13 protein-coding genes are annotated in these 14,377 nt (G+C 63.8%); 2 read left to right on the forward strand and 11 right to left on the reverse strand.

Annotated features, from left to right (window positions below):
* Nucleotides 1-8 precede the first annotated feature (8 nt).
* The 9 genes from QRN59_RS19335 to QRN59_RS19375 form a co-directional block, all read right to left on the reverse strand.
* The gene (locus tag QRN59_RS19335) at nt 9-986 is read right to left on the reverse strand and encodes a carbohydrate ABC transporter permease (RefSeq protein WP_284984060.1); all 978 of its coding nucleotides are present in this window, start codon (nt 984-986) and stop codon (nt 9-11) included.
* Nucleotides 979-1,929, reverse strand: coding sequence for a carbohydrate ABC transporter permease (locus QRN59_RS19340; protein WP_284984061.1), 951 nt, complete (start codon nt 1,927-1,929; stop codon nt 979-981). The genes QRN59_RS19335 and QRN59_RS19340 overlap by 8 nt, the downstream gene beginning before the upstream one ends.
* On the reverse strand, nt 1,926-3,248 hold the full coding sequence (locus tag QRN59_RS19345) for an extracellular solute-binding protein (protein WP_284984062.1): 1,323 nt from the start codon (nt 3,246-3,248) through the stop codon (nt 1,926-1,928). The genes QRN59_RS19340 and QRN59_RS19345 overlap by 4 nt, the downstream gene beginning before the upstream one ends.
* A gap of 263 nt (nt 3,249-3,511) precedes the next feature.
* Nucleotides 3,512-4,516, reverse strand: a complete 1,005-nt coding sequence (locus QRN59_RS19350; RefSeq protein ID WP_284984063.1) for a LacI family DNA-binding transcriptional regulator — start codon at nt 4,514-4,516, stop codon at nt 3,512-3,514.
* Between the two features lie 161 nt (nt 4,517-4,677).
* Nucleotides 4,678-5,295, reverse strand: a complete 618-nt coding sequence (locus QRN59_RS19355) for a DUF5666 domain-containing protein (RefSeq protein ID WP_284984064.1) — start codon at nt 5,293-5,295, stop codon at nt 4,678-4,680.
* A gap of 191 nt (nt 5,296-5,486) precedes the next feature.
* A complete protein-coding gene (gatB, locus tag QRN59_RS19360; RefSeq protein ID WP_284984066.1) occupies nt 5,487-6,995 on the reverse strand; it encodes an Asp-tRNA(Asn)/Glu-tRNA(Gln) amidotransferase subunit GatB in 1,509 nt (502 codons plus the stop codon).
* The gene (gene gatA / locus QRN59_RS19365) at nt 6,995-8,560 is read right to left on the reverse strand and encodes an Asp-tRNA(Asn)/Glu-tRNA(Gln) amidotransferase subunit GatA (RefSeq protein ID WP_284984067.1); all 1,566 of its coding nucleotides are present in this window, start codon (nt 8,558-8,560) and stop codon (nt 6,995-6,997) included. The genes gatB and gatA overlap by 1 nt, the downstream gene beginning before the upstream one ends.
* A gap of 4 nt (nt 8,561-8,564) precedes the next feature.
* A complete protein-coding gene (gene gatC, locus QRN59_RS19370) occupies nt 8,565-8,861 on the reverse strand; it encodes an Asp-tRNA(Asn)/Glu-tRNA(Gln) amidotransferase subunit GatC (protein WP_078105822.1) in 297 nt (98 codons plus the stop codon).
* A gap of 146 nt (nt 8,862-9,007) precedes the next feature.
* Nucleotides 9,008-10,480, reverse strand: a complete 1,473-nt coding sequence (locus QRN59_RS19375; RefSeq protein WP_284984068.1) for a CitMHS family transporter — start codon at nt 10,478-10,480, stop codon at nt 9,008-9,010.
* A 226-nt stretch (nt 10,481-10,706) separates the two neighbouring features.
* On the opposite strand from QRN59_RS19375, the gene QRN59_RS19380 reads away from it, so the two are divergent.
* Both QRN59_RS19380 and QRN59_RS19385 read left to right on the forward strand, forming a co-directional pair.
* Entirely contained in the window at nt 10,707-12,512 is a 1,806-nt protein-coding gene (locus QRN59_RS19380) for a sensor histidine kinase (protein WP_284984069.1), read from the forward strand.
* Nucleotides 12,509-13,183, forward strand: coding sequence for a response regulator (locus tag QRN59_RS19385; RefSeq protein WP_284984070.1), 675 nt, complete (start codon nt 12,509-12,511; stop codon nt 13,181-13,183). The genes QRN59_RS19380 and QRN59_RS19385 overlap by 4 nt, the downstream gene beginning before the upstream one ends.
* A gap of 77 nt (nt 13,184-13,260) precedes the next feature.
* Here the strand turns inward: QRN59_RS19385 and QRN59_RS19390 are convergent, their stop codons facing one another.
* Together QRN59_RS19390 and QRN59_RS19395 are read right to left on the reverse strand one after the other, a co-directional pair.
* Nucleotides 13,261-13,641, reverse strand: coding sequence for a RidA family protein (locus QRN59_RS19390; RefSeq protein WP_234750793.1), 381 nt, complete (start codon nt 13,639-13,641; stop codon nt 13,261-13,263).
* 59 nt (nt 13,642-13,700) lie between these two features.
* Nucleotides 13,701-14,213 carry a GNAT family N-acetyltransferase gene (locus QRN59_RS19395; protein WP_284984072.1) on the reverse strand — a complete coding sequence of 171 codons (513 nt, stop codon included), beginning with the start codon at nt 14,211-14,213 and terminating at the stop codon, nt 13,701-13,703.
* Between the last annotated feature and the right edge of the window lie 164 nt (nt 14,214-14,377).

Below are 14,377 nucleotides of genomic sequence, written 5' to 3' on the forward strand. Positions count from 1 at the left end.
TTAGGTCTCTACTTGAGTCCGGAGCGGCCGATGCCCGCCATGACACGCTTCTGCATGAGCAGGAACATGATCAGGATCGGCGCCATGGCCATCAGGGATGCGGCCATGAGGATGGGGTAATTGTTGGCGTGCTCACCTTGGAGGTTCGAAAGCCCGACACTCAACGGCGCGGCGTTCGCCGTCGACGTCACCACCAAGGGCCACAGGAGGTCATTCCAGGACCACAGCACGGTAATGATGACCAGGGCCCACAGGCCGTTTGCCGCGAGGGGCAGCATGACCCGGAAGAAGATCTGGAACGGATTGGCACCGTCGAGCCGTGCCGCGTCTTCGAGTTCGTCCGGGAGCCCCATGAAGAACTGGCGCATCAGGAACAGGCCGAAGGCGCTGAAGATGCCCGGAGCCACAATGCCGGCGATGCTGTTCAGCCAACCCAGGTTTTGGATGATCTGGTACTGCGGGATCAGGAACAATTGCGACGGCACCATGATGATCGACAAGACAATGGCCAGGATGGGCCCTTTGAACCGGAATTGCATCCGCGCGAAGGCGTAGCCCGCCATCGAACATAGGAGCACCTGGCCAATCACCCTGACGACAGTGATTGCTACCGTCACCCAGAGCTGTGAACCGAAATTCATGGAGGTGAAGACGTCCGCGAAGTTACTCCATTGAACGACGCCGGGCCACAGGGTGGGCGGTGTGCTTTGGACTTCGGCGTTCGTCGAAAGCGACATGACGATCTGGTACAGAAGCGGTGAGATCATGGCCAACCCGCCGATGCTCAGTACACAGTGTGCCAGGACGTTCGAGCCCTGCTTGCCACCCTTGGTGCCGTGGCGTCTGGCGCCTTCGGCGCCGCGGCTCTTGCGGTCGCGTCCCGCGGGCCCCGAGGGTTTGCCTCCTGCTTGAGACGGGCTGGTTACAGCCGCTCCGCTCCGTCGGGAGTCGACGCCGCTCTTTGTTGAAAGCATCGATTCAGACATAGTTGACCCACCTCTTCTGGATACGGAATTGGAAAGCGGTCAGAAGAGCGATGATGACGAGGATCAGGATGCCGATGGCTGCGGCATAGCCCTTGTCGTTCTGCAGGAAGGCCTGGTTGTAGAAGATGTACACGAGGCTTTGCGTCTGCGGCATGGCCAGGTTGGCTTTGCCCATCATCACGTACAAGAGATCGAACAGCTGGAAGCCGCTGATCACGGTGACGATCGTGACGAAGAAGATGCTGGGCGTCAACAACGGAACGGTAATGCTGAAGAATTGACGGACCCGGCTGGCCCCGTCCATTTCCGCGGCTTCGAAGAGCTCCCGCGGGATCTCGCGCAGTCCCGCGCTGATGATGATGAGGTTGAACCCCAACGACATCCAAAGCCCCACGGTAGCCACGGCGAGCAATGCGAACCCCGGCGTGGATGTCCAATAGGGGCCCTGGATCCCGAACAAGCCCAAGAACCAGTTGATGGGTCCGAAGTCACCGTTGTAGATCAGCCTCCACACGATCCCGACGGCGGCCGGCATCGTGATGTAGGGAATGAAGTACAGCGTCCGGTACAGGGCTGCGAAGCGGAGGCCGGGACGCTCGATCAAGGACGCGAGAATGACCGCGATGGGAATCCCCAGCAGCACGACGACCGTATAGATCAGCGTATTGAGGATCGACTGCGGAATAGTGGAATCCGCGAACATCCGAACGTAGTTGTCCAGGCCGATGAACTTGGTTCCACCGAAGACTCCCCACTTGGTGAAGCTGTAGTAGAACGTCTGGACGATCGGCCAAAGATAGAACACGCCGATGCCCGCAACGGTAGGCACCACGAACAACCATGGCCACCAGCCAACCGACTTGGATTTTCCTTTGCGGCGCTCCCCTGTTGCTTGGGCGGCACGGCCGCTTTTAGAGGCCGGCGTCAGGGTCTGGGCTTTCATGATTCTTTGGCCAGCGCGGCATTCATCTGGCTGGCAAGGTCCTTGGCGACGTCGGCAACCGGCTTGGTCCCGGCGAACGCCTGCGGCAGCAAGGTGTTCTCGAGTTCGTTCCAGGCGGCCGTGTTTGCCGAGGCCGGGTAGGGCGAAGCATCCTTGGCCAGATCAAGGAAGACGCTGAGGTCAACAGAGGGAACAGACTTGACCCAGGCATCCTGCGTGCCGTTGAAGGCCGGGATGACGGTTCCGGTTTCTGCCTGGACCTTGGCGGCATCCTGGGTTCCCAGGAAGGCCACGAACGCCTGCGCAGCGGCCGGGTTCTTCGCATTGGCGGGAATCACGTTGGCAAGTCCGTGGATCACGCTCTGGTTGCTCTTCGGCCCCTTCGGGAGGCTGGCAATGCCCAGATCGTCACCAAGGGCTTTCTGGGCCGGCCCGACGGTCCAGGATCCGTCCATGGTCATGGCCAATTTCCTGGACGTGAACATGTCGCTCGAGGCGGTATCCGTCAATTGCTGCATCGAAGGAGATACGCCGGATTCGATCAGGTCGCGCCAGAACTGGAGGCCGGCGATTGAGCCCGCGGAGTCGTATCCGGACTTCTTGCCGTCAGTCGAGATGACGGTCCCGCCGGCTTCGATCATCGTGTTGTAGTAGCTGGTCTGGCCGCCTGTGAGGTCACCGGCATACCCGTAGACGCCCTTGCCCTGATAGAACTTGGACAGCTTGGCGCCGGCGGATTTCACGTCGTCCCACGTCCAGTTGGACGTCGGCTCGGACACCCCGGCTTCCTTGAAGAGGGCCTTGTTGTAGAAGAGCGCGCTGGTATCGAAGTCCTTGGGAACCCCATAGAACGCCCCGTTGACGGTGTACAGATCGACCAACGCCTTGGGGTAATTGGCCGTATCCACCGCCTTGCCGGACACCAGGCCGTCCAAGGGCATCAGCTGGTTGTTTTGCGCGTAAAGCTTGATGTGCGGGCCGTTCATCCAGAAAACGTCCGGCAGGGTGTTGCTGCTTGCCTGGGTTTGGATCTTCGTCCAGTAGGCCGAACCCTTCGACGGCGTGACGTCGATGGTGACTTTGATGTTCGGGTATTGCTTGTTGAACTCGGTCACGATCTTCTGCATCGCGGGCTTTTGCGCCGCGTCCCAGATGGCGTAACTCAGCTCGGCGCTCAGGTCCTTGGCGGGAGCAGCGTAGGCGGCCTTGGCTGCGCTACCCCCGGCGGCACTGTTCCCGCCGCAGGCGGCAAGCGAAACGACGGCGGCACCGGCAGCCGCAAAGGAAAGGAATGACCTGCGGGTCACGTTGTGGTTCATAAGAATTCTCCGATGTCTTGGTCAGAAGACCGACGGTCCTTCGGGGGCGGGCCCGCATTCGGCGAACAGCCAACCCAACTGGTGTTGTGCAGTTGATCACATCATGTTAATCGTTTAAAGGCAAGATGCAGAATGATCTTTCTTTAACTTTTACGGGCAGAAAACGTCATCAAAGTGCATCAAGGGCGGGCCGGACGATCATCGGGCACGTGCCTCGGCACGCCGCGGGGACATCGCCAGGTTCACATGGAGTGCGCAGTGGTTCACACCGAGGGCGCTGATTCCCTCACGATGAGCTTCCAAGGGAATTCCAGAATGCTGGCGGGTTCATCGGGATTCTCTGCCCGATCGAGCAAAAATGCGGCCAGGCCATCGAAAAAGCCCTCGGGACCAACGGTGGTCAACGAGGGCGTCATGCGCTCGCCTTCAGTGGTGTTGCCGATACCGAGGACTTCGACGTCTTCGGGAATGCGGAGTTGCAGCCGTTGGGCCGCGTGGATGGCTGCGATCGCGGCGAAGTCGGTGGTCGCATAGATGGCCGTCGGACGGTCCGCCCGCTGCAGGAGCCGCAGCGCTGCATCGAAGGCGCTGAGTCCGTCGCGGTCATACGTCTCGACGTAGTCGTCGCGGTAATCCAAACCAGCCTTGGCCAGGCCGCGGGTGTAGGCGCCCAATCGGATGTCCAGGGTGCTCATCGAATGCCTTGAGGAGATCAGGCAGGCTACCCGGCGGTGCCGCCCGGTGAGGTGAGCCACCGCCTGTTCGCAAGACGAACCGGCCAAGGGCCGCACGACGTCGAATCCCTCAGGTTCCATGGTGTCGCTGAAAACCACCAAGCGCTGCAATCTCGCCGCCTGCGCCAGCAGTTCGACATCCCCGGGCTCTTCGGCGCCGTCGATGAATGTCACGTCTGCGTTTTGCCGTTTCAGGGCGACCCGCCAGTCGGTATCGGCCAGGATCATGGGCGTAATGCCGCGTTGGGCAGCAGCCGCACCGACGGCGCGGCTCACATCCAGTGCCCACGGATCCGAGATCATGGTCAGCGACAACATGAGCAGGTTCGTTCGTCCAGTGCGGATCGCCCTTGCCGATTGGTTGGGGCGATATCCGAGGGCGAGGGCAGCCTCTTGAACCCGCAGCACGGTAGCGGGGGCCACGCCGGACCCGCTCCTGCTGCCGTCTTTGCCGCTCCTGCCTGAAAGCACGTAGGACACAGTCGCCGTCGAAACCCCGGCTGCCGCCGCCACGGACTTGATCGTGGGGCGCATTCGTCTCCTTCTTGGCTAAGCCGCCGAACCACGGGCGTGGTTCGGCGGTAGTAGCATCATAGCCAGACGAGCGGACGCCATCCTGACCTTCTTTGCTTGTCCAAAAGTGTCGACACGCTGGAAGCTTCGGCGCGTCGCCCGGCTTCCGCAATCAAACAGGGTCAGGAAGAAACGCTCCCGTAGCCCAGCCGCCGTCCGCCATCATTGGGCGCCGCGGGCAGGGTACCCCCGATAATGCGTGTGGCCGTGACCGTGGTGCCACTCTTCGTACCGGAGACTGCGACGGTGTCGCCTGCCTTCAGGTCGGTGGCCTTGATGGTTTGGGGCGATGGCCGCCGGCCTTGCATGCCAGTTCCGGTGGCAGGGAGCTTCACGATGGTTGTCGACGACGTGACCGAGTAGCTCTGCGTGAAACCGTCATCGCTCTTCACGGAAATGCTCGAATCGCTGACGGACTGCACGGTGCCACGCTGTGTCACCAGGGTCGTGTAGCTGCCGTCCTTGTTCTTGACCGTGAACTCACCGTGGATCCCCGGGCCTGCGAAGCCGCGTGGAAGTACCGGGAACGGCCTGGCCTTGCCGGGCGACGGGGTAGCTGGCGAAGTAGCCCCAGGCGACGGAGTGGCAGGCGATGCCGTACTTGTAGGCGTCGCGCTCACCACGTACGAGGGGATGATCTGGCCCGCAGCCCACACTGCGGCCACACCACCGCCGCTCAACACGACGGCGATACCGCCGGCGATGAGGGTCTTGCGAAGCCCCGGAGTCATCGTGGACATGACCGAATCCTTTCTCCGCTCCTCCCCGAGCCGGTAAGGGGCGGGCAGCAAAGAACTGATGACTCCATAATGATCCTTGAAGCTGTGTGACGCCTGTGGATCCAGACACAACTAGTCCCCACCGCCTCCCTAACCTCGCTTCGCTCGGCCAGGGAACCCGGGCGGTGGGGACTAGTTGGGTCAGGGTGAACTCAGCCTTCGACGCCGAGCCTCTCCAGGATCAGCTCCTTGACGCGGCCGGCGTCGGCCTGCCCGCGGGTGGCTTTCATGACTCCGCCGACGATCGCACCGATGGCCTGAAGCTTGCCGCTGCGGATCTTCTCCGCGACGTCGGGCTGGGCCGCAAGTGCGGCGTCGATCGCTTCCAGCAGGGGGCCGTCGTCGGACACGACGGCGAGGCCGCGCTTCTCGACGATCTCCGCCGGGGTGCCCTCGCCCGCGAGGACGCCGTCGAGCACCTGGGAAGCCATCTTGTTGTTGATCTTGCCGCCCTCGACGAGCTTGTTGAGCTCCACGATGGTTTCCGGCGTGACGCCGAGTTCGGAGGGATCGACGTCGGCCGTCTTGGCGCGTCCGACGATCTCGCCCATCCACCACTTGCGGGCCACGGAGGCACTGGCACCGGCGGCGATGGTCTCCTCGACGGAGTCCATGACGCCGGCGTTCACGACGTCGCGGAACTCGAGGTCCGAATAGCCCCAGTCGGCCTGGAGCCGCTTGCGGCGGGCCGCGGGCGGCTCGGGCAGCGTGGCGCGGAGTTCTTCAACCCATTCACGGGAGGCGAGGACCGGAACGAGGTCCGGCTCCGGGAAGTAGCGGTAGTCGTCGGCGTCGGACTTTGCCCGGCCCGACGTCGTCGTGCGCGTGTCCTCGTGCCAGTGGCGCGTTTCCTGGATGACCGGCTCACCGGAGTCCAAAACGGCGGCGTGGCGCTGGATTTCGTAACGGACGGCGTGCTCGACGGCGCGCAGCGAGTTCACGTTCTTCGTCTCGGAACGGATGCCGAAGCGCTCGCGGCCGTGCGGGCGCAGGGAGACGTTCGCATCGCAACGGACGTTGCCGCGTTCCATCTTGGCGTCGGAAACGCCGAGGTTCTTGACGATTTCGCGCACTGCGGCAACGTAGGCCTTGGCGAGCTCGGGTGCCCGGCTGCCTGCGCCCTCGATCGGTTTAGTGACGATTTCCACGAGCGGAACGCCGGAACGGTTGTAGTCTACCAGCGAGTAGTCGGCGCCTTGGATGCGTCCCGTGGCGCCACCCATGTGGGTGAGCTTTCCGGCGTCCTCTTCCATGTGTGCGCGCTCGATCTCGACGCGGAATACCGTGCCGTCCGAGAGTTCGATGTCCAGGTAGCCGTCGTACGCGATGGGCTCGTCGTACTGGGACGTCTGGAAGTTCTTCGGGGTGTCCGGGTAGAAGTAGTTCTTCCGGGCGAAGCGGCAGTACTCGGCGATCTTGCAGTTCAGGGCAAGGCCGATCTTGATGGAGGACTCCACTGCCGTCTTGTTCACCACGGGCAGGACGCCGGGCATGCCAAGGTCAACCTCGTTGACGTTGGTGTTCGGCTCGTCGCCGAAGACGTTCGGGGCGGAGGAGAACATCTTGGTCTTGGTGTTGAGCTCCACGTGGACCTCGAAGCCAAGGACGGGATCGTACTTCTCCATGGCCTCTTCGAAGCTGAGGATGGCGTCGGTAGACATCAGTTGGAACCTCCGGCGATGGTGGAGCTGGAACCGAGAACAGGGGCACGGTCCAGCAAGGGGCCGCCCCACTTCTCTTCGAGCAAGGATTCAAGGACAGCGCCCACACGGTAGAGTCGGGCGTCCTCGCGGGCAGGCGCCAGCAGTTGGATGCCGACGGGCAGGCCGTCTTCGTCGGCCAGGCCGCCAGGCAGGGACAAGCCCGGGATACCGGCCATGTTCGCCGGGATGGTGGCGACGTCGTTGAGGTACATGGCCAGCGGATCGTCGAGCTTCTCCCCCAGCTTGAAGGCGGTGGTGGGAGCCGTCGGCGAAATCAGGACGTCGGCCTGCGCGAACGCGGCGTCGAAGTCACGCTGGATGAGCGTCCGGACCTTCTGCGCCGAACCGTAGTAGGCGTCGTAATAACCGGCGCTCAGGGCGTAGGTGCCCAGGATGATGCGGCGCTTGACCTCATCGCCGAAACCGGCGGCGCGGGTAGCGGCCATGACGCGTTCGATTGTCATGGGGCCGTCCTCGGGCAGAACCCGCAGACCGTAGCGCACGCCGTCGAACTTGGCCAGGTTGCTGGAAACCTCGGACGGCATGATCAGGTAGTAGGCGCCCAGCGCGTACTTGAAGTTGGGGCAGGAAACCTCGACGATTTCCGCGCCGGCCTCCTTGAGCAGCTCAAGGGACTCGTTGAAACGGTTCTCGACGCCGGCCTGGTAGCCCTCGCCGTGGAGTTCCTTGATGATGCCGATCTTCATGCCCGTGACGTTGCCCGTCTTGGCTGCCGCAACGAGGGTGTCGAAGGGGTCGGTGAGCGAGGTGGAGTCGAAGGGGTCGTGGCCGCCGATGACTTCCTGCAGCAGGGCCGAGTCCAGCACGGTCCTCGAAACCGGGCCGATCTGGTCCAGCGAAGACGCCATGGCAATGGCACCGTAGCGCGATACAGCGCCGTACGTTGGCTTCATGCCGACCGTACCGGTGACGGCGCCGGGCTGGCGGATGGATCCGCCGGTGTCCGTGCCGAGGGCCAGCGGCGCTTCGAAAGCTGCGACGGCGGCCGCAGAGCCACCGCCGGAGCCGCCGGGAATGCGGTCCAGGTCCCACGGGTTGCGGGTGGGGCCGTAAGCCGAGTGTTCCGTGGAGGACCCCATGGCGAATTCGTCCAGGTTGGTCTTGCCAAGGATGGGCATCTTCGCTGCGCGCAGCCTCTTGATGACGGTGGCGTCATACGGGCTGTGCCAGCCCTCGAGGATCTTGGAGCCGGCCGTGGTGGGCTGGCCAATGGTGACGATGAGGTCCTTGACGGCGATGGGCACGCCGGCGAGTTCGTGCAGCGCTTCAGCTTCGGCACCGCCGGCGGCGCGGATTGCGTCCACCTCGGCGGCGACGGCGAGCGCCTCTTCAGCGTTGACGTGCAAAAAAGCGTGGATGCCATCAGCCCCGCCGTCTACAAGTGCGATGCGGTCCAGGTACGCCTGGGTGACCTCGACGGACGTGACCTCGCGCGCGGCCAGCTTGGCGGCCAACTGTGCTGCGGACAGGCGGATGAGTTCGGAGTTGTTCAATTCAGTCATTCGCTTAGTCCTCATCCAGGATTGCCGGAACCTTGAAGCGGCCCTCGAAGGAATCCGGAGCCCCGGACAAGGCCTGCTCAGCCGTGAACGTGTGGCCCACGACGTCTTCACGGAACACGTTGCTCAACGGAATCGGGTGGGACGTAGCCGGGACATCGTCCCCGGCAGCTTCGCTGACGGACTTCACCGAGTCCACGATGACGGCAAGCTCGCCGGCCATCCTGTCCAGCTCTTCGGCACTCATTTCAATGTGAGCCAGACGCGCAAGATGCGCGACGTCGTCACGGTTGATCGCAGCCATGGATCTCCCCTGCAAAGTTCAAATGGTTTTCCGGACTAGTCTACGTTGGTTGGACGACGAACAACGCGGGGTCACTTACGGTCCATCCGGAGGTCCGGAATGGGCCGTAAGTGACCCCGCGTTGCTTGGTGCGGGTAATTGGTTTGTTACCCGATGCCGATGGCTCCCGTCAGCATGCCTACTGCGAGCATGACGACGGAGATGACCGCCGTGCGCCACAGGACCTTCTTATGGTGGTCTCCCAGTTCCACCTTGGCCAGGGAGACGAGGAGCAGGATCGCGGGGACCAGGGGGCTCTGGAGGTGGAAGGGCTGGCCGGTGATGGAGGCGCGGGCCATTTCCGCTCCGCTGATGCCGTAGTGCGCGGCGGTTTCGCTCAGGACCGGCAGGACACCGAAGTAGAAGGCATCGTTGCTCATGAAGAACGTCATCGGGATGCTGAGCAGGCCGGTGATGACGGCCATGAACGGACCCATCTCGGCGGGGATGATGTGGACCAGCCACGCGGACATTTCCTTGACCATGCCGGTGCCGTTGAGGACACCCGTGAGAACAGCTGCAGCCATGACCATGCTGACCACGGCCACGATGGACGGTGCGTGGGCCACCAGCTGCGCGCCTTGCTCCTTGACCTTGGGGAAGTTCACCAAGAGGGCAATCGCGGAACCCACCATGAAGACGTAGGGCAGCGGCACAAGGTTGGCCACGAGCATGACCATCACGGCGACGGTCAGGCCGAGGTTGAACCAGAAGAGCTTCGGGCGCAGGGTCTTGCGGTTGGGATCGAGCGCGGTGGCGGTCAAACCGGTGTCGGCGAGGTCCACGAGGGTTTCGGTGCTTTCCAGGAGTCCGACGCCGGCGCCTCCGCCGGCGCCAGGCCTACCGGCGGCACGGCCCGGGCCGAAACTGCGGCCCGGGGATCCGGCACCGGCACCGCTGCGGTGCGTGCCGCCGTCGAACACGTCACCGGCGTCGGCGACGTCACCCCAGATCTCGGGGGCCGTGGCACGGAGGCGGTTGCGTTCCTGCAGGCCCAAGAGCCAGGAGAACACGAACACGACGACGAGGCCCGCAATGAGGGACGGCACCATCGGAACAAACACGTCGTTGACATCGATCTTGAGGGCGGTGGCCGCACGGGCTGTGGGGCCACCCCAAGGCAGGATGTTCATAGTGCCGTTCGCCAGGCCGGCAACGCAGGTCAGGACTACGGGGCTCATCTTCAAGCGGAGGTAGACGGGCAGCATCGCCGCGGTGGTGAGGATGAAGGTGGTGGAGCCGTCGCCATCGAGCGATACTGCGGCCGCGAGGATGGCGGTGCCCAGGACGACCTTGGCGGGGTCGTTGCCCAGCTTGCGGAGGATGAACTTCACCAGTGGGTCAAACAGGCCGACGTCGATCATGAGTCCGAAATACACGATCGCGAACATCAGGAGGGCGGCCGTGGACGTCATGGACTTCATCGAGTCCATCACCATGCTTCCGATGCCAAGACCGGCGCCGGCGAACAAACCGAAGATAGTGGGAACGATGATCAGCGCCAGAACGGGCGTCAACTTCTTTGTCATGATCAGGACCATGAACACCGCAATCATTGCGAATCCAAGCAATACCAGCACAGCCGGCTCCTTACTACAGTGAACGGCATCACGTCGATGTGATGCGCGATACAGAACGTATAGTGGCGACGCTCACGGCGGGGCGTTTGTGGGATTTGATGGACATACTGCTGATTGAGAGCATTTTGCTCATTGTGCTCAATGCTTCAATGGAGAGGTAGACGAAGAACTACAGCGCCGCTGCTGCCCCGCTCCAGCCGGCCGTTCCCCATCGGAAGGAGGCAGGATGCCCAGGCTTGCCCTGCGGTTCTCGACGCAGACCCTGCTCCTCCAGCTCGGCGTCGTCCTCTTGGTGGTGCTGCTCAGCGGCACCGTCCATGCGTGGCTCGTCTATGGGCGTATCGGCACAGAGGCGGAGAACCAGGCGCTGACTTTGGCGCGAACGGTGGCCTCGGATCCGGTCATCCGTTCCCAGGTCGGAGCCATCAGCAAAGAGTCGGGAACCCCGCCCGCTACCGTTCTCGCGGCCGGCCCCATCCAAGCCGCTGCCGAGGCTGCCCGGAGCCGCACTGGTGCTTTGTTCGTGGTGGTCACGGACGAGACCGGCCTGCGGCTGGCACACCCCGACCGGGCCCGGCTCGGCGAACGGGTCAGCACTGACCCCTCGGATGCCCTCTCCGGGAAGGAAGTCACCACCCGGAACACCGGAACCTTGGGGCCGTCCGCGGGTGCCAAGGTTCCGGTGTACGCGCCAGGTTCTTCGGCGACGGTGGTGGGCGAAATCAGCGTCGGCTACTCCATGGAGTCGCTCGGCCAAAGCCTTGCCGAGGACATCGTCCCGATTGCCCTGACCGCGGCGGGCTCCCTGATTGCAGGCGTCCTGGCGTCGTTCCTCCTGCGTCGTCGATTGCAACGCCTGACCCTGGGCCTCGAACCCGAAGAAATCAGCACCCTCGTACACGACCAGGTGGCCGTGCTTCAAGGCGTGGACGACGGCGTGATCGGCATTTCCGCCGATGGCCGCATCACGGTCTTCAATGCCGCGGCGAGGCGGTTGCTGGGCATGCCGGAAGGCTCGGAGACTCCCGGCTCTCCCGCCACGGCCGGCCCCGACTGGGCAGGCTCGGACTTGACCGGCACCGACTGGGAAAGGGCTGCCGTCCCGGCGCAGCTGAAAGCCCTCACTCAACCCTCAGCGCACGACGCCGAAGCCGCGGAAATCGTTGCGGGCGGCCGGGTCTTGGTTGCCAACGCCCGCAAGGCGCTGCACCGCAAGGAAGATCTCGGCTGGGTGGTCATGCTCAGGGACCGGACCGAGCTGCAGCAGCTGACACGCCAGCTCGACGCCGTGGGCACCATGTCCGCCGCGCTCCGGGCCCAGCGCCACGAATTCGCGAACCAGCTCCATACGATCGCCGGTTTCATGAGCATCGGCCAACATGGCCAGGCCAAGGACTATCTCGCCAGGATCTCCGCCACCGGGCCGCTGAAGTTTCCCGTGCAGCAAGCCGAGCTCCTCCAGGATCCTTATCTGCAGGCGTTCGTCGGCGCGAAGAGCGTTGAAGCGGACGAGCGAGGGGTGGCGTTGCGGATCGGCCCGGAGACGCTGGTGCGGGAGCACGTCACCGAGCCGCAGGACGTCACCACAGTGCTCGGCAACCTGATCGACAACGCCGTCAACGCCGCCGTCGCCGGCTCTTCGACGCAACGCTGGGTGGAGCTTGAGCTGCTCGACGAACCGGGGCCCGACGGCGGCACGCTGCACATCGTCGTCGCGGACTCCGGCGACGGCCTCGGCGGCATCGAGCCCGAAAGGGTTTTCGTGGAAGGATTCACGACGGCGGAGGCCGCCGACGGCGGGATCGCCAGGGCAGGCGGGCAGGGACTCGGCCTCGCGCTGGTCCGGCAACTCGCCCGCCGCCGCGGTGGCGACGTGCGCGTCCTGGAACCGGGCTCGCCGGGCGGTCCAGGCGCCGTCTTCATGGCCACGATGCCGAAGGTGACCGGCACACCGGAAGAAGCCCCGCGAGCGGAACCCTCCGCAGCCACCGAACCACCCGCAGCAACCGTGCGCAAGGAAGGACACCGGTGAGCGAAGACTTCAGGGTGTTGATTGTGGATGACGATTTCCACGTCGCCAAGCTCCATGCCGCCTACGTGGACTCCGTGGCCGGTTTCCTTGCCTTGGCCCCGGTGGGATCCACGGCGCAGGCGCTGCAGTCCGTACACAGCCTTCGGCCGGACCTCGTGTTGCTGGACGTTTATCTGCCGGACGGTTCGGGGCTGGATCTGCTGGGGCAACTCGATGTGGATGCGATGATGCTGACCGCCGCTTCCGACGCCGTGTCCATCAGGACAGCCCTGCGCCGCGGGGCTTTGGCGTATCTGCTGAAACCGTTCACCGCCGAATCGCTGTCCCAGCAACTGCGCTCCTATGCCAGATACCGGCGGATCCTCGGCCGGCAGCATGCCGTGGACCAGGACACGATTGAACGGGCCAAGCGGGCGCTCGTCGCCGGTGACGTGGCGCCGTCGGGAAAGCCGCGTTCGGCGACCGAAGCATCGGTGCTGGACTCCTTGGCACCAGGGGAACAATACTCGGCCACGGAAGTAGCGGAACGGGTGGGCGTCTCGCGCGCCACGGCGCAACGGTACCTGTCCTCGCTCGCCGACGATGGCGCCGTCGAGATCCAACTGCGTTACGGCACCACGGGCCGCCCGGAACACCGCTACGGCGTCCCCGCGCGGCTCTCCCCCAAGTAGCAGCCCACCCAACTGACTCGCAGTAGATGCCATTATGAGGCGTCAAAACGACACCTAATGCGAGTCAGTTGGGATGGCTAGGCGCTCTTCTGGGCTACCAGTTCGATTTCGACCAGCATTTCCGGATCGAGGAACGGCAGGACATGGACCAGGGAAAGGGTGGGACGGATCTCGCCGAAGACCTCGCCGTGCGCGCGGCCGGCGTCTTCCCACTTGCTGATGTCGGTCAGGTAGAGCTTGGACTGCACGACGTCCTCGTAGGCGAACCCGGCGTCGGCAAGGACCGCACCCAGTTTTTCGAGGATGTACTTGGTCTGCGAGTAGAAGTCGTCGCCCACGATGCCATCAGGCCCGGACGCCGCCGTGGCCGAAATGAAGAGTGTGTTGTCCACCTGGACCGCACGGGAGTATCCAAGGGTCTGTTCCCAGACCGAACCCGTGCCGAATGTCTTGCGCATGCCGCGCCTTTCTCAGTTTTCCGCACCCGGCACTACAGCCGGGAGTTTACGAGGAAACTTTAAGGCTGACGGACATCCTGCCGGTAAACGAACAGCTTTATGTCGGTGCCGGGTACGAACCAGTCGCGCCCGGGCTCTCTCTCGAATCCGGTCTTGGTGTACAGGGCATTGGCGCTTTCCCACGTGGCGCCGGTAGTGAGGGAAACGGCGTTGATGCCATCCATCGAGCGGGCTTGGTCGACTACCGCCTGAACGAGGGCTCGTCCCGCGCCCGAGCGCTGAACCTCCGGATCAACTACCAAGGTGCGCATTTCGAGTTCGTCCGGAAGGCCAATGTCCGAAAAGTCGCCTCCAGCCTTGGCTGACGTGACGGAGCCGATGACCTGGCCATCGCGCTCGGCGACGAAAACGTCGGCGTACCGGGCGCGACCGGCCACATCGCGCAGCTTCTGCAAGTACGGGTGATCCGGGCTGCCGTAGTAGCCAGCGGTCACGTAAGACGCCATCGTGACTCGGGCTACGGCGTCGTAGTCTTCTGGCTGGGCGGGACGGACGGTAATCTGCGAATGCACTGATCCATGGTAGTCGGGTCCGCAGAGGCCGGGGTGCCAAAGCGGCGTTTCCGTGACCGAACTATCACCCTTGACCGGACGCACGCTCAGATATGCACCCCAATCCCCCGGCGGGTTCAAGGGGTCGTTGCAACACCTGAGTGATTGGTGGGTGTTGTGGTGGG

The sequence above is a fragment of the Arthrobacter sp. efr-133-TYG-118 genome (assembly GCF_030209755.1).
GTDB lineage: Bacteria > Actinomycetota > Actinomycetes > Actinomycetales > Micrococcaceae > Arthrobacter.